The 22920-nt window shown below is 71.9% G+C and carries 19 protein-coding genes; 11 read left to right on the top strand and 8 right to left on the bottom strand.

Annotated elements, in window-relative coordinates:
• The first annotated feature begins 14 nt into the window (after positions 1-14).
• From M2271_RS24425 to M2271_RS24405, 5 genes are all read left to right on the top strand, one after another.
• On the top strand, positions 15-1256 hold the full coding sequence (locus M2271_RS24425) for an FAD-dependent oxidoreductase (protein WP_280889452.1): 1242 nt from the start codon (positions 15-17) through the stop codon (positions 1254-1256).
• A 64-nt stretch (positions 1257-1320) separates the two neighbouring features.
• Positions 1321-1686 carry an Rv2175c family DNA-binding protein gene (locus tag M2271_RS24420; protein ID WP_280889451.1) on the top strand — a complete coding sequence of 122 codons (366 nt, stop codon included), beginning with the start codon at positions 1321-1323 and terminating at the stop codon, positions 1684-1686.
• Positions 1687-1835: 149 nt separating this feature from the next.
• Positions 1836-2522: a thiamine phosphate synthase gene (gene thiE / locus M2271_RS24415; protein WP_280889450.1), complete on the top strand. Its 687-nt coding sequence runs from the start codon at positions 1836-1838 to the stop codon at positions 2520-2522.
• 228 nt (positions 2523-2750) lie between these two features.
• Positions 2751-3674 carry a methylenetetrahydrofolate reductase [NAD(P)H] gene (metF, locus tag M2271_RS24410; RefSeq protein ID WP_280889449.1) on the top strand — a complete coding sequence of 308 codons (924 nt, stop codon included), beginning with the start codon at positions 2751-2753 and terminating at the stop codon, positions 3672-3674.
• 56 nt (positions 3675-3730) lie between these two features.
• Positions 3731-4702: a hypothetical protein gene (locus tag M2271_RS24405; protein ID WP_280889448.1), complete on the top strand. Its 972-nt coding sequence runs from the start codon at positions 3731-3733 to the stop codon at positions 4700-4702.
• Positions 4703-4745: 43 nt separating this feature from the next.
• Here M2271_RS24405 and M2271_RS24400 read toward each other — a convergent pair whose 3' ends face one another.
• From M2271_RS24400 to M2271_RS24385, 4 genes are all read right to left on the bottom strand, one after another.
• A complete protein-coding gene (locus M2271_RS24400) occupies positions 4746-6248 on the bottom strand; it encodes an NAD(P)/FAD-dependent oxidoreductase (protein ID WP_280889447.1) in 1503 nt (500 codons plus the stop codon).
• A 660-nt stretch (positions 6249-6908) separates the two neighbouring features.
• Complete coding sequence (locus tag M2271_RS24395) at positions 6909-7538, bottom strand: TetR/AcrR family transcriptional regulator (RefSeq protein ID WP_280889446.1); 630 nt, start codon at positions 7536-7538, stop codon at positions 6909-6911.
• Between the two features lie 47 nt (positions 7539-7585).
• On the bottom strand, positions 7586-9670 hold the full coding sequence (locus M2271_RS24390; protein ID WP_280889445.1) for a YhgE/Pip domain-containing protein: 2085 nt from the start codon (positions 9668-9670) through the stop codon (positions 7586-7588).
• A complete protein-coding gene (locus tag M2271_RS24385) occupies positions 9642-10394 on the bottom strand; it encodes an ATP-binding cassette domain-containing protein (RefSeq protein ID WP_280889444.1) in 753 nt (250 codons plus the stop codon). The genes M2271_RS24390 and M2271_RS24385 overlap by 29 nt, the downstream gene beginning before the upstream one ends.
• Positions 10395-10573: 179 nt before the next feature.
• Here M2271_RS24385 and M2271_RS24380 point away from each other — a divergent pair, with 179 nt between their 5' ends.
• The 3 genes from M2271_RS24380 (at position 10574) to M2271_RS24370 (ending at position 12953) form a co-directional block, all read left to right on the top strand.
• Positions 10574-11140: an SAV_6107 family HEPN domain-containing protein gene (locus tag M2271_RS24380; protein WP_280889443.1), complete on the top strand. Its 567-nt coding sequence runs from the start codon at positions 10574-10576 to the stop codon at positions 11138-11140.
• A gap of 319 nt (positions 11141-11459) precedes the next feature.
• Entirely contained in the window at positions 11460-12275 is an 816-nt protein-coding gene (locus M2271_RS24375; protein ID WP_280889468.1) for a methyltransferase, read from the top strand.
• Between the two features lie 288 nt (positions 12276-12563).
• On the top strand, positions 12564-12953 hold the full coding sequence (locus tag M2271_RS24370; protein WP_280889442.1) for a DUF3040 domain-containing protein: 390 nt from the start codon (positions 12564-12566) through the stop codon (positions 12951-12953).
• Positions 12954-13043: 90 nt separating this feature from the next.
• Here the strand turns inward: M2271_RS24370 and M2271_RS24365 are convergent, their stop codons facing one another.
• The 4 genes from M2271_RS24365 to M2271_RS24350 form a co-directional block, all read right to left on the bottom strand.
• On the bottom strand, positions 13044-15437 hold the full coding sequence (locus tag M2271_RS24365; protein ID WP_280889441.1) for a DUF3488 and transglutaminase-like domain-containing protein: 2394 nt from the start codon (positions 15435-15437) through the stop codon (positions 13044-13046).
• Positions 15434-16798 carry a DUF58 domain-containing protein gene (locus tag M2271_RS24360; protein ID WP_280889440.1) on the bottom strand — a complete coding sequence of 455 codons (1365 nt, stop codon included), beginning with the start codon at positions 16796-16798 and terminating at the stop codon, positions 15434-15436. The genes M2271_RS24365 and M2271_RS24360 overlap by 4 nt, the downstream gene beginning before the upstream one ends.
• Positions 16798-17832 (bottom strand): MoxR family ATPase, encoded by a 1035-nt coding sequence (locus M2271_RS24355; RefSeq protein ID WP_280889439.1) that lies wholly within the window; start codon positions 17830-17832, stop codon positions 16798-16800. The genes M2271_RS24360 and M2271_RS24355 overlap by 1 nt, the downstream gene beginning before the upstream one ends.
• A 290-nt stretch (positions 17833-18122) precedes the next feature.
• Positions 18123-18671 (bottom strand): carbonic anhydrase, encoded by a 549-nt coding sequence (locus tag M2271_RS24350; RefSeq protein WP_280889438.1) that lies wholly within the window; start codon positions 18669-18671, stop codon positions 18123-18125.
• Positions 18672-19110: 439 nt separating this feature from the next.
• On the opposite strand from M2271_RS24350, the gene rsmH reads away from it, so the two are divergent.
• Genes rsmH through M2271_RS24335 form a run of 3 tightly spaced genes read left to right on the top strand, consistent with a single transcriptional unit; the run spans position 19111 to position 22773 of the window.
• Positions 19111-20070, top strand: a complete 960-nt coding sequence (gene rsmH / locus M2271_RS24345; protein WP_280889437.1) for a 16S rRNA (cytosine(1402)-N(4))-methyltransferase RsmH — start codon at positions 19111-19113, stop codon at positions 20068-20070.
• Between the two features lie 34 nt (positions 20071-20104).
• Positions 20105-20764, top strand: a complete 660-nt coding sequence (locus M2271_RS24340; RefSeq protein WP_280889436.1) for a hypothetical protein — start codon at positions 20105-20107, stop codon at positions 20762-20764.
• Between the two features lie 5 nt (positions 20765-20769).
• Positions 20770-22773 (top strand): penicillin-binding protein 2, encoded by a 2004-nt coding sequence (locus M2271_RS24335; protein ID WP_280889435.1) that lies wholly within the window; start codon positions 20770-20772, stop codon positions 22771-22773.
• Positions 22774-22920: the final 147 nt, after the last annotated feature.

The following is a 22920-nucleotide window of genomic DNA, read 5'->3' as shown; positions in this document are numbered from 1 at the left end:
TCTATGGTGATCAGGTGAGCGAGCAGACGCAGCAAGAGGTCGGGGCATCCGGGCGGCGCGTGGTCGTCGTGGGCGCGGGCATGGCCGGGGTGCAGACCGCGGTCGCCCTGCGGGAACAGGGCTTCACCGGCACGGTGACCCTGATCGGCGCGGAGCCGCACCAGCCGTACGACCGGCCGCCGCTGTCCAAGGCCGTCCTGCTCGGCACGGCGGAGGGCTCCGCCTTCGACGTCGACTTCGAGGCCCTCGGCATCGAACTACGGCTGGGGCGCGACGTGCTCGGCGTGCGCCCCGCCGACCACGAACTGGACACCGAGGCCGGGCCCGTGCCGTACGACGTCCTGGTCCTCGCCACCGGCGCCGAACCGATCCGGCTGCCGGGCGCGGAGGGCGTCCCTGGTGTGCACCTGCTGCGCACCCTGGACGACGCCGAGCGGCTGCGCCCGGTGCTCGCCCGCCAGCACGACATCGTGGTGGTCGGCGCGGGCTGGATCGGCGCCGAGTTCACCACGGCCGCGCGCGAGGTGGGCTGTGCGGTGACGGTCGTCGAGGCGGCGGACCGCCCGCTCGCCGGCGCGCTGCCCGCCGAGGTGGCCGCCCCGATGGCCTCCTGGTACGCCGACGCGGGAGCCGTACTGCGGACCCGCGCGCGCGTGGAGCGCGTCGAACCCGGGGCGGTGCTGCTGGACGACGGTTCGCGGCTGTCCGCCGGGGCCGTGGTCGTCGGCATCGGCGCCCGGCCCGCCACGGGCTGGCTGGCGGGCTCCGGCATCACGCTCGGCGCGCACGGCGAGGTCGCCGCCGACAACGGTCTGCGCACGTCCGTGCCGGACGTCTACGCGGTCGGCGACTGCGCCTCCTTCCCTTCGGGACGGTATGGCGAGCGCCTGCTCGTCCACCACTGGGACAACGCTCTCCAGGGGCCGCGCACGGTCGCCGCGAACATCGTCGGCGAAACCTCCGGCGAGGCCGCGGCGGTCTACGACCCGGTGCCGTACTTCTGGTCCGAGCAGTTCGGCCGGTTCGTCCAGTACGCCGGCCACCACGCGTCGGCCGACACGACCCTGTGGCGCGGCGAGCCGTCCGGCCCGGCCTGGACGGTGTGCTGGCTGCGCGAGGGCCGCCTGGTCGCCCTGCTGGCGGTGGGGCGTCCCCGGGACCTCGCGCAGGGGCGGCGGCTGATCGAGGCGGGCACGCCGATGGACGCCGGGCTGCTGGCGGACCCGGGGCGGCCTTTGAAGGCGGCCACGGCGTAGGAGAAAACCACAGGTCGGGCGATCCTGGCTTCCGACTGTCAGTCCGGGATGGCAGGCTTGTCCCGTGACCGAGATTGACGCAAAGATCGATGCTCTCGTCCCCGCGTGGCTGAACCTCCCCGACATCGCCGAGATGCTCGGCGTCGAGGTGACGCGCGTGCGGCAGCTGGTCAAGGAGGGCCAGCTCATCGCCGTACGCCGTGGTGAGAACCGCGCGCTGCACGTCCCCGCCGCCTTCATCGACACGGACAAGGTCGTCAAGGGCCTGTCCGGGACCTTGACGCTCCTGCGGGACGACGGCTTCTCCGACGAAGAGATGCTGGAATGGCTCTTCACCCCCGATGCGAGCCTGCCCGGCACCCCCGCGCAGGCTCTCAGCGAGAATCGCGGCACGGAGGTGAAGCGCCGGGCCCAGGCGCTCGCCGTCTGATCCGAGCAAGCTGATCCGAAGACCGCCCGGCGTACGGGCCGCGGCCCGCCGGGACCGCGGCCGTGGTCCACTGTGCCCGCAGCGTCCGGACCGTACCGGCCCGCGGCCCGTACGCATCGCCATCGCCATCGCCCTCGGGGGACGCACCCATGCCCGACAGGTCCGACACGCGCGACACCGACGCCCGCGCCCAGCTCGCCGACGCCCGGCTCTATCTGTGCACGGACGCCCGCAAGCGCCAGGGCGACCTCCCGGTGTTCCTGGACGCGGTGCTGGACAACGGCGTCGACATCATCCAGCTGCGCGACAAGAGCCTGGAGGCGGACGAGGAGCTGGGCCTGCTGGGACTGTTCGCCGACAAGTGCCACAGGTACGGCAAGGTCCTCGCGGTGAACGACCGCGCCGACGTGGCGCACGCGGCCCGGGCCGCCCACCCCTGGGGGCCCGCCGTCCTGCACCTCGGCCAGGGCGACCTGCCGGTCCGCGCGGCCCGCGCGATCCTCGGCGACGAGGTCGTCATCGGCCGCTCCACGCACTCCGAGACCGAGGCCGCCGCGGCCGCCGTCCAGGACGGCGTGGACTACTTCTGCACCGGTCCCTGCTGGCCGACTCCCACCAAGCCCGGCCGACCCGCCCCCGGGCTCGACCTGGTCCGGTACACCGCCGGCCTCACCACCGACCGCCCCTGGTTCGCCATCGGCGGCATCGACCTCGGCAACCTGGACGAGGTGCTGGTGGCGGGCGCCCGCCGGGTCGTGGTCGTCCGGGCGATCACCGAGGCGGACAACCCGGGGGAGGCGACGGCGGAGTTCGCCAAGCGGCTGCGACAGGCGTAGGGCCCGGCCCTGGCGAGCCCACCCGACCCCACCGCGAGCCCACCCGACCCCACCGCGGGCCCAGCGGCCTGACCGGCAGGGCCCTGCCCGGCTTGTCCGGCCACCTGCCGCCCAACGTGTCCGGCCACCTGCCGCCCGGCTGTCCAAAAGGTGGACGGGAAATAGGCAAATCGGGCAAAAATCCGTGATCCGGTTGGGGGACCGCCGCACCCTGGCTAACCTGCAGGTATGGCCCTCGGCACCGCATCCACCAGGTCGGACCACGCCCGTACCGTGCGTGACATGCTCGCGACCGGCAAGACGACGTACTCGTTCGAGTTCTACGCCCCGAAGACCCCGAAGGGCGAGCGGAACCTGTGGAACGCGCTGCGCCGGGTCGAGGCCGTGGCACCCGACTTCGTCTCCGTGACCTACGGCGCGGGCGGTTCCACCCGCGCGGGCACGGTCAAGGCGACCGAGGCGATCGCCTCCGACACCACGCTCACTCCGATCGCCCACCTCACCGCGGTCGACCACTCGGTGGCCGACCTGCGCAACATCATCGGCCAGTACGCCGACGCCGGGATCCGCAACATGCTGGCCCTGCGAGGCGATCCGCCCGGCGATCCGATGGGCGACTGGGTTCCGCACCCCAAGGGTCTGGCCTACGCCGCCGAACTCGTCGAACTCATCAAGACGTCCGGCGACTTCTGCGTCGGCGTCGCGGCCTTCCCCGCGATGCACCCGCGCTCCGCCGACTGGGACGCCGACGTCCGCCACTTCGTCGACAAGTGCCGGGCGGGCGCGGACTACGCGATCACGCAGATGTTCTTCCAGCCGGAGGACTATCTGCGGCTGCGGGACCGGGTCGCGGCCGCCGGTTGCGAGACCCCGATCATTCCCGAGATCATGCCGATCGGCAGCGCGAAGACGCTGGCGCGGATTCCGTCCCTCACCAACGCGGCCTTCCCGTCCGCCCTGAAGGAGCGGATCCTCGCAGTCAAAGACGATCCGGCGGCTGTACGCTCCATTGGTATCGAAGTCGCCACGGAGTTCTGCGCCCGGCTGCTGGCCGAGGGAGTGCCCGGACTGCACTTCATCACGCTCAACAACTCCACGGCGACGCTGGAAATCTACGAAAACCTGGGCCTGCACCATCCACCGCAGGCCTAGACCGGCCGCACCGGTATACGACACACTGCGTAACGGTCACTGGGAGAGGGGCGTACATGGGCTTGGCGGTCCTCTACATCGCGTTCGGCGGCGTTGCGCTATGGCTGCTCGGCGAGGTGCTGCTGCAGTACAAGGCACGCCTGCGCTGGCGGCTGTTGGCCTTCGCCGGATTCCTCGGTGTCGTGTTCGGCGTCCTGATCCCGTCCGTGCTCGTCATCGCGCTGGGCGCGGTCGCCTTCGCGGTCGGCCAGACCTACGTCACGCTCTCCTTCCGCCGTGGTTTCGCGGCCGGCTGGGCGGTCAGCCGCCCCGGCGCCGACGGCACCAAGCGGCGCCGCGGCCCGGCCGACCGTCAGGATCCGACCCTGCAGGTCACCGACCTCGGGGCGAGCGACGCGGGCAACGGCGACGAGACCGACTACCGCCCGAACACCGGCGCCTTCGGTCACGACGACGAGTACGACCGCGACGACGTGTTCACTCCCGCCCGCCCCGTCGGCCCCGCGCCAGCCGATCCCACCGCCGTGTACGAGCCGCAGCCGTTGCCCGACGAGACCGGTACGTACGGCGTGTACGGCTCCGGTTACGCGTCCCACGGCGCCGCGGGCCAGGGCCAGAGCCAGGGCCAGTACGCGAACGCGGCCGCCGACCCGTCGTACTCCTACGACGGCTACACCGGCTACGACCAGCAGCAGTACGGCTACGACATGGCCGGACAGCAGCAGGGACAGCAGCAGTACGCCGCCCACTCCGACCCGTACCTCGGCGCCCAGAGCTACGACGGCGCAGGCCACGACGCCTCCTACGGCGGCCAGCAACCGTACGGGCAGCAGGGCTACGGCCAGGACCAGTACGGCACCGGCACCTACAGCGAGGCCCCGGGCGGGGTGTGGGTGCCGCAGCAGCGCAGCACCGACGACCTGTACGGCGAACTCCCGCCGGAGCAGCAGCAGTACGGACAGCAGGGCTACGACCAGAACCAGGGCCGGAACCAGGGCAACGGGCTCGACGAGCAGCACCGGTTCTGAAGCGGCACCCGGACGTGTGGCCGGGGGAGACGCTGCCGGTCGTTCACCGAGAACCGCGGAACTCCGGTCCCTCCACGATCAGTCCGGCGACGAGTGCGCCCGACATGCCCGCGTGGGGGAGACCGCCGCCGGGATGTGACCAGCCGCCCACGGCGAACAGGCCCGGTATCCCGGTGGTGTTGGCCGGGTGCAGCAGGCTGCCGCTTTTGGCGGCGAGGGCCGGGGCGGGCACGGCTCCGCCCTCCGCGCCTGTCGCCTCCGCGATGTCGGCCGGGGTGCGGACCTCGTGCCAGAGGACGCGGTCACGCAGATCTGGTACCGCACGATCGGCGGCGGCGATCATGGCGTCGGTGTACCGGTCGACGGCCTCTGGTCCGGGGTGGCCGGCCGGGAACACGGCGGTGAGCGTGATCGCCTCGTGCTCCGTGTCCGGGGCCTGCTGCGGATCGTCGGGCCGCAGCACGGTGACCGTCGGACGCCCGGTCATCCGGTGGTCCGCGCCGAACAGTCCCGCCAACTCGGCCTCCCGGTCCTGCGCGTGCACCACCGTCCGATGCGCCGTCCCCTCCGGGCGCCCGCCACGCAGCGCCAGCAGCACCGTCATCCGGCTCGGCAGACCGCGCTGCGGTGGGACCTCGCCCCCGCCCCGCACCGCCGTGCTCCGGGCGACGCGGCTCAGCACCCCAGGTGCGACGCCGGCGACCACGAAGTCCGCTTCCGCCACGGTGCCGTTCGCGAGCTCGACCCCGGCCGCCCGGCCGTCCTTCTCCAGCACTCCGGTGACCTCGGCGCCGAAGACGAATTCGACCTTCCTGGCCACGCACCGCTCGTACACCGCGCGGGCCAACTCCCGGATCCCGCCGCGGACGTACCAGGTACCGAAAGCGTGATCCATGTACGGCAGTACGGCCGCGCTCGCCGGGGCGACCCGCGGGTCGAGGCCGTACGCGAGGGCGTGACTCTCCAGGAGGGCCACGAGGCGGGGGTCACGCAACTCCCAGGAGCCGACCTCGGCGAGGGTGGTGGCCCTGCGGGTGCGCAACACGCGCTTGTGGGCGACCGACGGATAGGGCTCACGGCCGGCCAGCACCGACCAGTCCGGCCACAGGGGCTCCTCCAGGAGCGGCCGGCGGGTCCGGTCCCAGGCCTCGCGGGCGCGGACCAGGAAATCACCCCAGCGCTGCCCGGCGCCCGACCCGAGCGCCTCGTCCAGGGCCGCGACCACGCCCGCGCGCGAGGCGTTCGGCAGCGACACCTCGGTGCCGTCCGCGAAGACGTGCCGCGCCGACGGGTCTACCTGGACCAGCTCGACGCAGGACTCGAGTGGCTCCTTGCCGGTCTTGACGAACAGGTCGCGGTAGACCGCGGGGAGAGGGAGGAGCCCCGGGCCCGTGTCGAAGGAGAAGCCGTCCCGCTCGAAACGGCGCACCGCTCCGCCGTACGTCTCCGTACGCTCGTACACCGCCACCCGGTGGCCCGCGACGGCCAGCCGGGCGGCGGCCGCCATCGCGCCCGTCCCGGCGCCGATCACCGCAATCCTTGCCATGCCTGCGACTTTATCGGCCGCCACTGACAATCCGGCCGCGCGCCGGTGACCAGCGAAGTTCCCTTCTTCAGTCGGCTGCGGGCAGGCGTGTGCGCCGCGTCCCCTGCCGAGTCGACGGACGGGCTCTTGTCTGCGCCCGCCTCGCTCGACGGAGTACGGGCACGGAGGCGATCGTGCCCAGTCGGCGACACCGCCTCCTGAGGGTGAGCGCGGACTACTGAGTACCCGTACTCAGGGGGCTGGTTGAGTACGCGCGCGGATGGGGGACGACCTGCGCGAACGAGAGAGTGGGAGGCACGGAAAAGGGGCGCGGCTCCGGCACCGGCGACACGGGGCGCCGGAACGGAGCGGCCCCCGGATCCGCTCCTTCCGTCGGCCGGTGTCGGCGGGAGCGAGGCACGGGGGGACCGGGGGACCGGGGGAACGACCGAACGGGGGATACGGGGGCACGGGGAAACGGGGGGGCACGGGGAAACGGGGAAACGGGGAAACGGGGGAGCACAAGGAGACGCCGGTTCGAGGTGGCCCGCGGGGGACGCGGCCACATCGGACCGGCGCTTCTCTGTGCTCCCCTGTTCTCGTGCGCCCGGGTGCCTTCCTGCGCCCGGCGTTTCCCGTGGCCTGGGAAGCCGTTATGTGCCGCTGTCCCAGAGGGTCGCCTCAGCGGCGCCCGCTCACCCGTCCCTGGAGCAGTCGGGACAGTGCCGCGTGCACGTCGTCCAGGGAGCGCTCCGGCTGGAAGGCCTGCCAGTCCAGGGCGGCCACCAGCACCATGCCGACCAGTGCGGCCGCGGTGAGCTGCACGTCGATCTCGTCGCTGAACTCGCCGTTCTCCACGCCCTCGCGCAGCACGCTCTCGACGACGGCCACCGCCTGTTGCCGCACCACCATGAGGGTGGACTGCCAGGCCCGGTTGGTGCGCCACAACTCCGCCACGTACAGCTGGGTGAAGGACGGGTAGCGCTGGATGAAGACGAGCCCCGCGCGGACCATCGCGTCCAGGGCGTCCACCTTGCTGCCGCCTTCGCGGGCGGTGTGTTCGGTCGCCTCGCGAAGGGAGGCGGTGAGGAGTCCCACTCCGTGCCGCAGCAGCTCTTCGAAGAGGACCGACTTGCTCGCGAAGTTGTAGTACACCGTGCCCTTGGCGACCCCGGCCCGCTCGGCGATCTCGTCCACGGTGGTGGCGGAGAACCCCTGCTCGGCGATGAGGGTGACGGCCGCCTCGTAGAGCTTCTGTCGGGTGGCCTCGCGGCGCGAGCTGACACCCGGCGTGGCGCTGCTGCTTTCCATGGTCCTGATTCTCACAGGAGCCGTGCCGCGAGGGGGCACCGAACGGTTCAAAGGGTCAGCTCCGGGTGCAGCCGGTCGAGAGTCCACGCCTGGCGGCGCCGGGCCGCCACGGCGGTCAGCGCGAGGGCGCCGACGGTGAATGCCGTCAGGACGACACAGGCCTGCCACACCGGGCCCAGGCCGCCGCCGGTGATCAGCCTGCGCAGGGCTTCGACGACGTAGCTCATCGGCAGGAAGGGATGCAGGGCGTTGAAGAAGCCGGGGCTGGTCTGCACGGGGTAGGTGCCGCCCGCGGACGTCAACTGCAGCATCAGAAGCGCCAGGACGAGGATCCGGCCCGCCGCTCCGAAGCGCGCGTTCAGCCACTGCACGATCGCCGCGAAGCACGCCGTCACCAGGAACAGGAAGCCCACCGTGCCGGCCGCTCGCGCCATCTGCAGGCCGACCGCCCAGTGCAGCACGGACATCAGCGCCACGGTCTGCAGCACCCCGACCGCCACCACGGGCAGCCAGCCCGCCAGCGCGATCCGCCGGGCCGGCGCACCCATCGCCAGCGCCCGCCGGTTCATCGGCGTGATCAGCATGTACGCCACCATCGCCCCGACCCACAGGGACAGCGGGATGAAGTACGGAGCGAAACCGGTGCCGTAGTTGGGTGCCTTGTGCAGGTCCCTGGAGGCGAGCTGGACCGGGTCTGCCATCACCCCGGTGCGCCGGTCGCGGTCCTTCTTGTCGTAGTCGGGGATCTGCTGCGCACCGTCGTGAAGACCGTCGGAGAGCTTCCCGGAACCGTCGACGAGCTTGTACATGCCGCCGCTCAGGTCCTCGGCGCCCGTCTTGAGGTCCCCGACGCCCGCGTCCAGGTCCGACGCGCCGGTGTCAGCGGTGCTGAGCCCCTTGTGCAGCTCCGTGGCGCCGGCGGCGACCTTCCCGGCGCCCTCGTTCAACTCGTTGATCTTCGATACGGCATCGTCGAGGTCCGCGGCGAGGTGCGGGGTGTGGTCGGCGAGCGCCCGGGCCTGCTTCTGGAGGGTGCCGAGGTTGGCGTCGAGCTTCCTCAGATCGCCGTGCTGGTCGGCGATCAGGGCGTCGAGGTCGTCGGCGACCTTCGCCACGTCGGCGGCGGCCTGCTTGGCCTTCTTCAGGTCGGCGCAGGCGGCGTCCGGGAGGACCGGGTCCTCGCAGCGTGCCTTGTGGACGGCGTTCAGCGTGTCGGAGGCCGCGTGCGCCCCCTTGGCGGCCGTCGGGGCCGTCTTCACCAGCGTGTCGAGGTGGTGCCGGACCACTCCGGACGAGTCGGCGACCAGTCGGGCGGTGGCGCCGATGGTCTTCTCGTTGTCCGCCAGGAAGGGACCCGCCTTGTCCGCGGCTCCGTTGACCTTGTCGGCCAGGGTCTGGGTGCCCGCCGCGACCCGCCGTGAGCCGTCCTCCAGGTCACCCGCGCCCGTGTCGAGCTTCGTCAGCCCCTTTGACAGCTTGCCGCTGCCCTTCTTGGCGTCCTTGAGACCGTCGGCGAGGTCCTGGGAGCCCTTCTCCGCCTTGCCGATGCCGCCTTCGAGGTCATCCGCCCCTTTCGCGGCTTTCACCGTCTCGGCGTGGATGTCCGAGAACGAGATGAAGATCCGGTCCAGGAAGGACCGCGAGGCCTTCGTGGACGCGGCCGTCCGCACCTCGCTGAACACCGTCCGAGAGATCTGACCGACGATGTAGTTGTTCGCGTCGTTCGTGCGCACCTGGAGCGCGCCCGTCTCGGGGGAGTCGCCCGAACTGGAGGCGATGCGTCTGCTGAAGTCGGCCGGCATGGTCAGCGAGAGGTAGTACCTGCCGTCCTCCACGCCCGCGCGTGCCTCGGCGGCGCTCACCTCGTGCCATTCGAAGGTGTCGCTGTCGCGCAGGCCCTCGGTGATGTCCTCGCCGGCGGTGAGATTCTTCCCGTCGGCCCTCGCGCCCTTGTCGTCGTCCACCAGGGCGACGGGGATGCGGTCGAGGCGGCCGTACGGGTCCCAGAAGGACCACAGGTACAGGGCGCCGTACAGCAACGGCAGGACCAGCAGCGCGACCAGCGCGGCGCGCGGCAGCCTGCCCCTGCCGAAGCGGCGCAGCTCAAGCGCGGCCAGTTGCGGCGAGCGCATCGGCTTCCTCCTCCGTCTCGTCCGGTTCCGTCTTGTCCGGCTTGCGAGTGGGCACCGTGACGGCGCCTTCGGGGGCCTCGGCACACACCGCCAGGACGGTCGTCCCGGCCTCGGCGATCGATGTCAACAGCTCCCAGACCTCGGCCCGTTCGGCCCCGGACAGCTTCAGGTCGGTGTCGTCGACCCCGAGCAGCCCCGGCCGCCCGACGAGCGCCAGGGCCACCGACAGCCGCAACGCCTCGACCCGCTCCAGATCGCGTACGGCGGTCCGGGAGCCCTTGGGCAGGGCCTCAGGGGCCAGGCCGGCGGTGGTGAGGGCGCTGTCGACGAACAGCTTCGTCTCGTGCGCCCGTTCCGCGCGTGGGCGCAGCAACTCCCGTAGGGACCCGCCGTACCGTCGCTGCAGCAGGGCACGCTCGTACAGGTGCTCGCCGACGGTCAGGGCCGGGTCGAGGTCGGTCACTCCGGGGACGTGCGCGAGCGCGCTGACGCGGCGGACCGCCCCCAGTTGCTTCGGCAGCCGCGCGGTCCCCACGGCCGCCGTGCCCTCGGTGGCCTTCATCCGCCCGGTGAGCGCGAGCAGCAGGCTCGTGCGGCCCGAACCGGAGGGGCCCGTGACCGCGATCAGCGACCCGGGCTCCGCGTCGACGCCGAGGTCCCGGAAGACCCACCCCCGAGGACCCCTGAGGCCGAGACCCTCGGCTGTGATGCGGATGCCGCCCACAGATCCTCCTGCCGTGATCCTCATTTTTTGCACTGACTGGTCAGTACAAAAACTACTCCGAACTTTCGTTTGAGGCAAAAGCCCAGGTCAGGGTGGATTGTCAGTGCCATACCTCACGATGGGCACATACGGCACCCCGTATCGGGGCGATGCCGTCACACGACGACAGGAGGTTCGTCATGGCCAACCACCTCGCAGCAGCCGCCCGTCGGCGCCGCGCCACCGGCCCTGCCCCCTCACTGACCGGCCCGCCGAGCGACGTGCACCCCGTGCTGCGCCGGGCCACGGCCCCGCCCGCCGCCCTTGACCTGCTCGCCCAGGCCCGTGCCGGACTGGACGAGGCCGCCGCCCTGGAAACCCCGAACGAGCGCTACGCGACGGCCCACCTCGCCGCCCTGCGCACCGCCGCCGCCGTGCTCGCCGCCCGCGGGCGCCCGGAGTCCACACAACGACGCAGGGCCAAGATCCGGAGTGCCTGGGAAGTGCTCCCCGAAATCGCGCCCGAGCTCGCCGAGTGGAGTGCGCTGTTCGCCTCCGGCGCCCGGCGCCGCGCTCGGGCCGAGGCGGGCATCCAGGGCGCGGCCGGCCGCCGGGACGCCGACGACCTGATACGTGACGTGGCGATGTTCCTGCGCCTCGTCGAGCGCACGCTGGTGCTCCAGCCGGTCCTGCCCCAGCCACGCCAGGACACGGACCAGCCGACGGGCCCGGAGCCCGCCATTCGTGACGTCCCGGACGCGGGATGAGCGACCAGAGGGGCACATGGCGAGACGGGCGATGGAGCAGGCGTCGCGGAGGACCGCCGTGAGACGAGACGCGCGATGGGCCAGAGGCGGCGGAGGACCGGTGTGAGGCGTGTGGTGGGGCCCGGCATCGCAGGTGACCGCGTTGTGAGACGTGCGAGGGGCCCGACACCGCAGTGACCGGCCGCGGTGCGGGAGGCAATAGGGTGGGAAGCGCCTGAAGCCTCCCCCATCCCGCGCCTCGGGGCGGGGAGGCGCCCCGTTCGCTCCGCCGCGCAAGAGGCGGTGCCGCGCCGAGGAGTCAACTGCCGTGTCGGACCCGATGCGCCCGCCCGCCTCCCCCCACAGCCCTCGAACGGCGTCGCTGCGCTCCGACCCTTCTCGACCCCGCGCCTCTCTGCGTACCGCCGTGGTCTGGGAGGTCCTCCAGGACGCCCTCGACCGCCGGGTCAAGGCCACGGGACGGGAGTCGCTGGACGTCCTCGACACCGGAGGCGGCAGCGGCAACTTCGCGGTGCCCGTAGCCCGCCTCGGCCACCGCGTCACGGTTGTCGACCCCAGCCCGAACGCGCTGTTCGCCCTGGAGCGCCGCGCCGCCGAGGCCGGTGTCGCCGACCGCGTCCAGGGCGTCCAGGGCGACGCCCACGGCCTCTTCGACGTGGTCGAGCGCGGCGGCTATGACGCGGTGCTGTGTCACGGCGTCCTGGAGTACGTGGACGACCCCGCCGATGGCGTCCGCAACGTGGTGGCCGCCCTGCGCGCCGAGGGCGTCCTCAGCCTGCTCGCCGCGGGACTGGGCGGCGCCGTGCTCGCCCGCGCCCTCGCCGGCCACTTCAAGGAGGCCAGGCAGGCCCTCGACGACCCCAACGGCCGCTGGGGCGACGGCGACCCGGTGCCGCACCGCTTCACCACCGAGCAGCTCACCGCGCTGGTAGAGGGCGCCGGCCTCACGGTCGCGGCGGTGCACGGGGTGCGGGTCTTCGCCGACCTCGTCCCCGGCGTGCTCGTCGACACCGAGCCCGGTGCCCTGGAGGCCCTGCTGAAGCTGGAGGAGGCAGCGGCAGAACTCCCCGCCTTCCACTCCGTGGCCACACAGCTCCATGTGCTCGGTGAGACCCGCGGGCAGGGCGAGGCCTGAGAGCCTCCGTGGGCAGGGCGACGGGAGCGCCCGCTGATCAGGGACTTGCGTGCGCATGTAGTACGCCACAGGCCCCCCGATCCGGCGCAGCGCGCCGTATGATCGAGGGAGACCGCCCGGCATGACGGGTCGGCTGCCGGGGAATGGAATCCTCAGCGAGCCGGGATGTTCATGGCGGGATCCGGTTGGCCAATTGGCGTAGAGGGGCGGGTTTCACGGGGGCGATTCCCTGCCTATCCTGAAGGGACCCCCTAGTCGCCCCGGCGACTGCACGATGAGGAGGACTCCGTGCCGCTCTCGGAGCACGAGCAGCGAATGCTCGAGCAGATGGAGCGAGCGCTGTACGCCGAAGATCCCAAGTTCGCGTCGGCGCTCGAGGGAAGCGGGCTGCGTACGTACACCCGGCGGCGGGTCTACCAGGCGGTCGCGGGCTTCCTCGTGGGTATCGCGCTCCTCATGGCCGGTGTGGTCGCCAAGCAGGTGTGGCTCAGCGTGCTGGGCTTCCTGGTCATGCTGGGTTGTGCGGTGCTCGCGGTGACTGGTTGGCGCAAAGCACCCAAGCCGGGTGAACAGCCGGCCGGCGGCCCACAGGCACGCCGCCAGGGACGGCAGCGGCGCTCCATGATGGACCGGATCGAGCAGCGCTGGCAGCGGCGTCGCGACGAACAGGGCCATTAGCCAACAGCTCTCACAGACAGGTGAGGGGGTGACCACCCGCCGGGTGGTCACCCCCTCACGTATGCCCTCAAGGCCGGTGAAGCCGGGGCACTAGTGCCCCTGCCTCGACGGCTTGCGCAGGTTCGGCCGGGCCGCCGCTGCGCGGGCCGTCAGGCCGGTCCACCACTCCGACAGATCCCACACCGCTCGCGCGGTGGACCGCGGGGCGAGTAGCGCGCGCAGCCGGCTGCTCCTGCTGACCGTGCTTTCCAGTGCGGCGACGACCCGGAAGACATCGTCCGCGAGCCCTGCCGTCAGGCGGGGGTGAGGCGCGTAGAGGACCTGCTCCACGGCGTCCGCCACCCGTTGCACCGAGGCTGCCGCCGTCGGGTCGAGATGCCCGATCCGGATGATCCGGGCGGCCGCCTTGCGCGGGGTCAGCGAGTCGTCCGGCAGGATCCCGAAGTCCCACGCCGAATCGGTGAGCTCCTGCCAGGCCGCCAGGGTGGTCAGTGCCGCGTCCGCCTCGCCGCGGCCGTGCCCGCCCAGCCGTACGACTCTGCGCCGCAGCCGCCACAGCATGGGCGCCAGCGGTATCGCCAGGGCGGCCAGGCCTGCGAGGGCCCACAGAGACAGACGCACGTACCGCCACGGGCCGTCGTCGTTCGCGCTCAGCGCGGCTTGCGGGGGCTGGCTCGCGCAGCCGTCCAGCTTGCGCTGCTGCGGTGTGCAGGACTCGCTGGCCGAGGCCGCGGCGGAAGGCGCCGTGCTCGCGGACTGCGACGGCTGCGTCGGGTCGGGGAGGGTGTTGCCGGACGCGTCCGGGACGGTGTACGAGGGCACCGTGCCCCGGTTCGGGGTCGGCTCGAAGCGGGTCCAGCCCACGCCCTCGAAGTACAGCTCGGGCCAGGCGTGGGCGTCCTTCAGCCCCACGGACACCGTCCCGTCCGCCTGCGGAGTACCGGGTGCGAAGCCCACCGCGACCCGGGCCGGAATGTCCAGGGAACGGGCCATCGCCGCCATCGCGAAGGAGAAGTGGACGCAGAAGCCCTGCTTGTCCCTCAGAAAGCGGGCGATCGCCTCCGAGCCGCTGCCGACCTGAACCTCGGTGTCGTACTGGAAGCCGCCGGTCACGGCGAAGTAGTCCTGGAGCGCGACCGCCTGCTCGTACGGGTTCTGGGCGTTCGCGGTGACCTCGCGGGCCGTCTGCGCCACCACCGGCGGCAGCGAGTCGGGCAGCCTGGTGTACTCGCGGGCCAGGGCCGACGGCGGGTTCGGCGCCGTGGCGAGTTGATCGGCCGTCGGCTGCACGTCCAGACTCTTCACCTCGTACGTCGCACCGCGGGTGTTCTGACCGTGGTCCCCGACGAGCGTCATGCCCTCGGGCTCGTAACGCCAGTTGCCGCTGATCCGTACGCCGCTGGGCGGATACGGCATCGGCAGCCAGTCCTGGGCGTACCAGTCGGCCGCCGAGATGGTCGTCCGGGTCTCCGAGCGCTTGACGTCGGATGCGAGGCCGATGGGGGTCGGGAACTCTCCCTCGGGGACTGTGGTGATGGACCGCTTGGACGGCTTCCAGGTGGTGCCGTCGAAGTCGTCCAGGGACACGATCCGCAGGTAGAGGTTGGAGACGTCCGCGTCGGTGTCGGGCCGCAGGGAGAGCACCGTGCGGTCCTCGTCCACGTTCAGACTGTCGCGCAGGGACACCAGCGGGTTGACCGCGGAGATCGTTCCGCCGCCCCCGGAGCCGGAGCCCACGCCCGCCCCGGCGCCGTCCAGCAGGCCGCCGTTCATCGAGGGCAGCGCCCACGGCACCAGCAGGGCCACGCCCAGGGCGGCCATACCGATGCGCCGCCCGGTGCGGACCGGGGCCACCGCTCCGGACGTCTCGCCCGGGACGCGCGCGGCCCCTCCGAAGACCCGGCCCCACTGCGACAGCCGCTCCCGCCCCTCGGCCAGGAGGAGCAGCAGATAGCCGGCGGCCGCGATCAGGAACCAGAGCCAGGGGGTGCCGCCCTCGGACAACCCCGCGGCGACGGAGTACAGCGCGAGCAGCGGCAGACCGGCCGGGGCCGCGCTGCGGAAGGTCACCGCCAGGGTGTCCACCGCGAGGCCGATGATCAGCACACCCCCGACGAGCATCAACCGGATGCCGTCGGACTCCAGCGGTGCCGGGATCGCGTACCGCGCGATGTCGTCCGAGCCCTGTTGCAGCAGGTCGGCGAAGTGCCCGAAGGCGTCAGGGCCGGGGATCAGTTCGAAGAAGGCCTGCTCCCGCGCGAAGGTCACGGTCAGCAGGAGCAGCGTGACCAGGGCCTGCGCGGCCATGGTCAGCGGCCGTGCCAGCGGCACCCGCCGGGTCGCCGCACCCACGCCCGACTGCACCGCCAGCAGGAAGGCCGCCTGCAGGATCCAGGTGGCCGGCCGGACCAGCGGCAGCAGGGCGCACGCGGACATCAGCGTGGCCGCCCAGGCGCACAGTGTCAGTCGTACCCCCCCGCTCATGACCATCCCTCCCCGAAACCGAGCGCGCCGACGCCCGTACGCTCACGCTCCGCCTGGCGCCACAGGTCCTCCAGCGAGGCGCTCCGGCGCACGCTCAGAGCCGTCCAGCCCGCCTCGCGCAGCATCCGCATCCGTTCCTCGCTCCGGTCCGACGGGCCGGGCACATCGCTCGGCTCCCGCACCCAGCTGTCGCTGTCCAGAACGAAGGCGACCGCTCCGCCACTGCGCTGCCGCATCCGGCCGGCGATCGCGGCCTGCTCCTCGTCGAGGTCGCCGAAGAAGGCCACCAACAGCCCTTCGTTGCCGCCACGCAGCACGTCGTAGGCCCGGGACAGACCCGCGCTGTCGGAGTGGTCGATCACCGCGAGGGTGTCCATCATCAGCCCGGCCGCGTCCGCCGTCTCCTGGCTGGCGCCCGCGAACCCGTCGCCGCCCTCGCCGGGCACCGAATTGCCGCTGTCCGTCAACAGTCGTACGGAGAAGCCCCGTTCGAGCATGTGCACCAGGACCGACGCGGCGCCCGACACGGCCCACTCGAAGGCCGAGTCGGGGCCGGAGCCCCGGAAGGCGGGGCCTCGGGTGTCGAGCAGGACCGTGCAGCGGGCGCGCTGCGGTGTCTCCTCGCGGCGGACCATCAGTTCGCCGTAGCGCGCGGTGGAGCGCCAGTGCACCCGGCGCAGATCGTCGCCGTGGCGGTAGCCGCGCGGGATCACGTCGTCCTCGCCGGCCAGCGCCAGCGAGCGCTGCCGTCCGTCGCCGTACCCCTTCGCCTCGCCGCTGAACCGCAGCGGCGGCAGCGCCTCCACGCGCGGGATCACCGTCAGGGTGTCGGACGTCGAGAAGGACCGGGTCAGCTCGCACATGCCGAACTGGTCGGTCAGGCGTAGCTGCAGCGGGCCCAGCGGGTAGCGGCCGCGCAGGTCGGAGCGGACACGGTAGGACACCTCGCGGCGGCCGCCCGGCTCCACCCGGTCCAGTACGAAGCGAGGGCGCGGGCCGAGGACGTAGGGCACCCGGTCCTGGAGCATCAGCAGGCCCGTGGGCAACCGCGAGACGTTGTCCATCCGCAGATGGACGCGGGCCTCGCTGCCCGCCGGCACGCGCGCAGGGGAGAGCCGGCGGCTGCCGGCCACCCGGTAACGGGTGCGGAAGAGCACGGCGGCGCAGATCAGGGGCAGTGTGGCGAGCAGCAGGCCGACCCGCAGCAGGTCGCTCTGGCCGAGGACGTAGGAGCAGATGGCGGCGGCGATTCCGGCCGCGAAGAAGGAGCGGCCACGGGTGGTCAGACCGGCCAGTGCCGTGCGCACCCCGCCCCTCTCGCCGCGGTCGGCCTCCGCCTGCCCGGTCCCGCCGGGGGCCATCACAGCCTCCGCGGCGGCTGCCGGCCGTAGGCCGTCGCGCCCCGGCCCGGACCGACGCCGCCCTGCTGGGGTGCGGCGGGCACCGGGGTGGCCTGCAGGATCTCCTGCACCACCTGCTCGGCTGTACGGCGGTTCAGCTGGGCCTGGGCGGTCGGCAGCAGCCGGTGGGCCAGGACCGCGACGGCGAGCGCCTGCACGTCGTCCGGCAGGGCGTACTCCCGGCCGCTGAGGGCCGCGGAGGCCTTCGACGCGCGCAGCAGATGCAGCGTCGCGCGCGGCGAGGCGCCGAGTCTGAGGTCGGGGTGGGAGCGGGTGGCGGACACCAGGTCCACCGCGTACCGCCGGACCGGGGCGGCGACATGGACGCCGCGGACGGCGTCGATCAGTTTCACGACATCGTGGGCGTGCGCCACCGGCTGGAGATCGTCCAGAGGATTGGCCCCGCCGTGCACGTCGAGCATCTCCAGCTCGGCCTCAGCGCTCGGGTAGCCGATGGAGACCCGGGCCATGAAGCGGTCGCGCTGGGCCTCCGGCAGCGGGTAGGTGCCCTCCATCTCGACCGGGTTCTGCGTGGCCACCACCATGAAGGGGCTGGGCAGCTCGTAGGTCTGCCCGTCGATGGTGACCTGGCGCTCCTCCATGGATTCCAGGAGTGCCGACTGCGTCTTCGGCGAGGCGCGGTTGATCTCGTCGCCGATCACGATCTGCGCGAAGATCGCGCCCGGCTTGAACTCGAAGTCCCGGCGCTGCTGGTCCCAGATGGACACACCCGTGATGTCCGAGGGCAGCAGGTCGGGCGTGAACTGGATACGTCGCACCGAGCAGTCGATGGACCGCGCCAGTGCCTTGGCCAGCATGGTCTTGCCGACGCCGGGGACATCCTCGATCAGAAGATGCCCCTCGGCGAGCAGTACGGTCAGCGAAAGCCGTACGACCTCGGGCTTGCCCTCGATCACACCCTCCACCGAACTGCGGACACGCTCCACAGTGGCGGTCAGATCTGTGAGGCTCGCTCGATCGTCATAGGTCGTCACCCGGCCCTCCTCGGCCCGTTCTTTCCTGGCCGGCGCACGTGCTGCGCGACCGGCCCACCCCGGAATACGGACACCACGCGGAAAATGTTCGCGTGACGCCACAAGCGCATTCTTGCCGCCGTTACCGTTTCGTGTCACTCGCCTGTGGACAACTGCCCTCGATATGTCGGGTCTTGCGGTCTTTTGAGTAACCCAGGGTCGGGAATCAACAGCGAAACGACAGGTGTAGCAGACAGTTACGCGGGTCCATCGGGGGTTCTACGCGGGATACGCGGGGTCCATCGGGGGTTCTACGCGGGATCGATCTCGCGCAGCAGGCCGGTCTTCACGTCGAAGACGAAGCCGCGCACGTCGTCGGTGTGCAGCAGGAACGGCGAGGTGCGCACCCGCTGCATCGACTGCCGTACGTCCTGGTCGACGTCCCGGAAGGCCTCCACCGCCCACGCGGGACGCTGGCCCACCTCCATCTCCAGCTCGGTGCGGAAGTCCTCGGTGATCGCCTCCAGGCCGCAGCCGGTGTGGTGGATCAGCACGACGCTGCGCGTGCCGAGCTTGTGCTGGCTGATGGTGAGCGAGCGGATGACGTCGTCGGTGACGACCCCTCCGGCGTTGCGGACGGTGTGGCAGTCGCCGAGTTCCAGACCGAGCGCGGCGTGCAGGTCCAGCCGGGCGTCCATGCAGGCCACGACGGCGACGTGGAGCACGGGACGGGCGTCCATGCCGGGGTCGGTGAAGGCGGCGGCGTACTGCTCGTTCGCCGCGACGAGTCGGTCGGTGACGGTGCCGCCGGTGGTTATGGCGGCTTCAGGGCCGGTGGGGAGCGATGCGGAAGTCGTCATACTGATGACGGTACTGGTCACGGTCGCCTCGGGCCTGGTGTGAGGAAGGACAAAGAACGCCGCCGCGGCTTGTTGTGAGCTAACCCACACAGGTGGCGTAAGCGCGGCCATGCGAGTGATTCCTTCCGTTTCGTCGTATCGATCGCACCCGGTCTCGCGACGCGCAGGCCGGTTGATTGACCGCGAGACACCGTGGACTAAAGTGACGCGAAGCGGGAGGCGAGGCCTCCCTGCGGACTGATTTCCCCCGGAGGCCCCGGCGATTTTCCGGAGCTCTCCCCACGTGCGCGGCGCGTACGTACGGCTCGGCCTCCTCCCGCTCCCGGCCGGCTGACGCTCTGGGCGCCGGCAGGCCTCCCCTTCACCGGGGCCCCAGCTTGCCGGGGGAGGGCGGGGACCCGGCGGTGCGTACCGCCCGTGCCGGACCTGAGAGGGCCCCTTGAGCCAGCAGAGTCGACACGTTCCGGTGATGCTCCAGCGGTGTCTGGACCTGTTGGCCCCCGCTCTCCAGGCCCCCGGAGCGGTGGTCGTCGACTGCACGCTCGGTCTCGGCGGTCACAGCGAGGCCCTGCTGGCGCGGTTCCCCGAGGCCCGGCTCGTCGCCCTCGACCGTGACAAGGAGGCCCTGCGCCTGTCCGGCGAGCGCCTCGCGCCCTACGGAGAGCGCGCCACCCTGGTGCACGCGGTCTACGACGAGCTCCCGGACGTCCTGCGAAGGCTCGGTGTCCCCCGTGTCCAGGGCGTCCTCTTCGACCTCGGCGTCTCCTCCATGCAACTCGACGAGGCCGACCGCGGCTTCGCCTACTCCCAGGACGCACCGCTCGACATGCGCATGGACCAGACGACCGGGATCGGCGCCGCCGAGGTCCTCAACACCTACCCGCCGGGTGAGCTGGTGCGGATCCTGCGGGCGTACGGCGAGGAGAAGCAGGCCAAGCGGATCGTGGCCGCGGTCGTGCGGGAGCGGGCGAAGGAACCGTTCACCAGCAGCGCGCGGCTCGTCGAACTCATCCGGGACTCGCTGCCGCAGGCCGTCAAGCGCACCGGCGGCAACCCGGCCAAGCGCACCTTCCAGGCCCTGCGCATCGAGGTCAACGGTGAACTGTCCGTCCTGGAGCGGGCGATCCCGGCCGCGGTGAAGGCGCTCGACGTGGGCGGACGGATCGCCGTGCTGTCGTACCACTCGCTGGAGGACCGGCTGGTCAAACAGGTGTTCGCGGCCGGCGCCGCCACCACCGCGCCGGCCGGCCTGCCGGTGGTCCCCGAGCGCTACCAGCCCCGGCTCAAGCTGCTCACACGCGGTGCCGACCTTCCCACCGAGGAAGAGATCGCCGAGAACCGGCGGGCGGCACCGGCGCGGCTGCGCGGGGCCGAGCGCGTCAGGGAGGACGTCGGGTGAGCGAGTCGGGGAAACGGACCCAAGGGGAGGGCGTGTGAGTAGGAAACCCCAACTGAGGGGCAGGGCCGCCCGTCTGGCGCGGCTCATCCCGATGACCGCGGGCCCCGGGCAGGCCGCCCGCACCCCCTTCGTCCTCCTCGTCGTGTTCCTCCTCGGCGGCGGTCTGATCGGGCTGCTGGTGCTGAACTCGGCGGTCTCCGAAGGGTCGTTCAAACTCGACGACCTGCAGAAGGGGACGAAGAACCTCACCGACGAGGAACAGGCGCTCCAGCGGGACATCGACGCCTACTCGGCCCCCGACGCCCTCCAGCTCCGAGCCAGGGAGCTCGGCATGGTGCCCGGCGGCGACCCTGCCTTCCTCGACCCCGACGGCACCGTCAAGGGCGTACCGGGCCCCGCCTCCGGCGCCCAGCAGGCCTCCGCGCGCTTCCCCCTCGTCCTCGCCCCTGAGGCGATGGGCGCCGCGACCGGCCCGGACCTGACCGCACCCGCCCCGACGACACCGACACCGACTCCCCCTCCGACGGCCACTCACACCGCCCCGCAGCCCGTCCAGCCGGCCGACCCCGCCCAGCCCGCCGAGGCGCCCCCGGCCTCCTCGACCTCCCCTTCCTTCACGATCCAGACGCAGACGCAGACGCAGACGCAGACGCAGCCCCAGCCCCAGCCCGCGACCCAGACCCCCGGCAGGTGACGGAAGTGTCCGACAGGGAACCGCCGCCGCGCCGCCGCGTGCCCCGGCCTGCACGCCCCGAGCGCCCTGCACGCCCCGAGCGCTCCGCACGCCCCGAGCGCTCCGCCCGTCCCGTCGGCCGGCGCACTCCGGGCCCCGGCGCCCGTCCAACCCGCCGCCCGGCGCCCCGCTCCGCGGCCCCCCGCGTCATCCGGCTGGGCAGCCCCCGCCCCCGGCTGCGCATGATCGGCCTCGCCCTGACCCTCGTACTGATCGCGTTCGTCGTACGGCTGCTCCAGGTGCAGGCCGTCGACGCGAGCACCTACGCCGCCAAGGCCCAGCAGAACCGGTACGTCGGCTACACCCTGGCCGCCGAGCGCGGCGGGATCACCGACCGCGCCGGCGTGGCCCTCGCGACCAGCGTGGACGCGTACACGATCACGGCGGACCCGACGCTGTTCACCCGCAAGCAGTTGAAGGCCGACGACGGGCCCGAACAGGCCGCCGCGCTGCTCGCCCCGATCCTCGGCGAGGACCAGGAAACGATCGTCAAGAAGCTCAGGCCGGCGAACCGCAACCTGCGCTATGTCGTGCTCGCCTATCGGCAGACCCCGCAGGTCTGGAAGCAGATCAAGGACCTGAAGACCGCGCTGGCCGGCAAGGCCGAGACCGACCCGAGCACGGTCAACGCCCTCGCGGGCGTGCTCGCCGTCCCCACCAGCAAGCGCGTGTATCCCAACGGCGACCTCGCCGCCGGGATACTGGGCTGGGTCAACGCCGAAGGCAAGGGCGGCGGCGGGGTCGAGCAGCGGCTGAACCGGATGCTGGCCGGCAAGGACGGCAAGATCCGCTACGCCCAGTCCGGGGGCCGGCAGGTGCCGACCGTGGGCTCCACCGAGACGCCCGCCGTGCCCGGCAGCGACGTCGAGCTCACCATCGACCGCGACATCCAGTGGGCCGCGCAGAACGCGATCTCCGACCAGGTGAAGGCGTCCAAGGCCGACCGCGGCTATGTGATCGTGCAGGACACGCGGACCGGCGAGGTCCTCGCCATGGCGAACTCGCCCGGCTTCGACCCGAACGACCTGTCCAAGGCCAGCTCGGTGAACATGGGCAACGCGGCCCTCCAGGACGCCTACGAGCCCGGCTCCACCGCGAAGGTCATGTCGATGGCCGCCGTCCTGGAGCATGGTGTCGCCACCTCGCAGACGCACGTCGTCGTGCCCAACCGGCTGCACCGCGGCGACCGGCTCTTCAAGGACGACATCGACCACCCGACCTGGCACCTCACGCTCAACGGCGTGCTCGCCAAGTCCAGCAACATCGGCACCATTCTCGCCACCGGCCAACTCGGCAGGACGCAGCAGCAGGCCAACCAGGTCCTCTACTCGTACCTGCGCAAGTTCGGCCTCGGCCGCTACACCGGGCTCGGCTTCCCCGGCGAGACACCGGGCATCCTCGCCGCACCCGGTGACTGGTCCACCTCGCAGCAGTACACGATTCCTTTCGGCCAAGGCGTGTCCCTCACCGCGATGCAGGCGGCCTCCGTCTACTCGACCATCGCCAACGGCGGCGTACGCGTCGCACCCACGCTCGTGCGCGGCACGAAGGGCCCGGACGGACGCTTCACACCGGCCGCGAAGCCCCGGCAGACCAGGGTCGTGAGCGCGAAAACGGCGAAGACCCTCGCCCAGATGCTGGAGTCCGTCGTGGACGACGAGGAGGGCACCGGCGCCAGGGCGCGCATCCCGGGCTACCGGGTGGCGGGCAAAACGGGTACGGCCAACCGCGTGGATCCGGCCACCGGCAAGTACAAGGGCTACACCTCGTCCTTCGCCGGTTTCGCCCCCGCCGACCAGCCGCGGATCACCGTCTACTGCGCCATCCAGAACGCCACCGAGGGCGGTTACTTCGGCGGCCAGATCTGCGGACCCGTCTACAAGCAGGTCATGGAGTTCGCCCTGAAGAGCCTGCAGATCCCGCCGACCGGGGCCAAGGCGGCCAAGCTCCCGGTCACCTACAAACCCTGACCAGCAGGGACCCTTACAAACCCTGACCAGCAGGGACCTTCCACCCTGATCAGTACCGAGCACCCAGGAACCACCTCGTGACAACGATCACCCCCGATTCCGGGAACCAGGGAACGCCCAACCCCTCACTTCGCTCCCGGGCGGGTA

It is taken from the genome of Streptomyces sp. LBL (assembly GCF_029893585.1).
Lineage (GTDB): Bacteria > Actinomycetota > Actinomycetes > Streptomycetales > Streptomycetaceae > Streptomyces.
This window is presented reverse-complemented; position numbering and strand designations above follow the sequence as displayed.

What these genes read in the sequence shown, in the direction of transcription:
- M2271_RS24365 (WP_280889441.1), bottom strand. Translation starts at nt 15,437, where the DNA reads ATGAGCGGGGGGGTACGACTGACACTGTGCGCCTGGGCGGCCACGCTG.
- M2271_RS24405 (WP_280889448.1), top strand. Translation starts at nt 3,731, where the DNA reads ATGGGCTTGGCGGTCCTCTACATCGCGTTCGGCGGCGTTGCGCTATGG.
- M2271_RS24360 (WP_280889440.1), bottom strand. Translation starts at nt 16,798, where the DNA reads ATGGCCCCCGGCGGGACCGGGCAGGCGGAGGCCGACCGCGGCGAGAGG.
- M2271_RS24375 (WP_280889468.1), top strand. Translation starts at nt 11,460, where the DNA reads ATGCGCCCGCCCGCCTCCCCCCACAGCCCTCGAACGGCGTCGCTGCGC.
- M2271_RS24390 (WP_280889445.1), bottom strand. Translation starts at nt 9,670, where the DNA reads ATGCGCTCGCCGCAACTGGCCGCGCTTGAGCTGCGCCGCTTCGGCAGG.
- M2271_RS24350 (WP_280889438.1), bottom strand. Translation starts at nt 18,671, where the DNA reads ATGACGACTTCCGCATCGCTCCCCACCGGCCCTGAAGCCGCCATAACC.
- M2271_RS24400 (WP_280889447.1), bottom strand. Translation starts at nt 6,248, where the DNA reads ATGGCAAGGATTGCGGTGATCGGCGCCGGGACGGGCGCGATGGCGGCC.
- M2271_RS24380 (WP_280889443.1), top strand. Translation starts at nt 10,574, where the DNA reads ATGGCCAACCACCTCGCAGCAGCCGCCCGTCGGCGCCGCGCCACCGGC.
- metF (WP_280889449.1), top strand. Translation starts at nt 2,751, where the DNA reads ATGGCCCTCGGCACCGCATCCACCAGGTCGGACCACGCCCGTACCGTG.
- thiE (WP_280889450.1), top strand. Translation starts at nt 1,836, where the DNA reads ATGCCCGACAGGTCCGACACGCGCGACACCGACGCCCGCGCCCAGCTC.
- M2271_RS24395 (WP_280889446.1), bottom strand. Translation starts at nt 7,538, where the DNA reads ATGGAAAGCAGCAGCGCCACGCCGGGTGTCAGCTCGCGCCGCGAGGCC.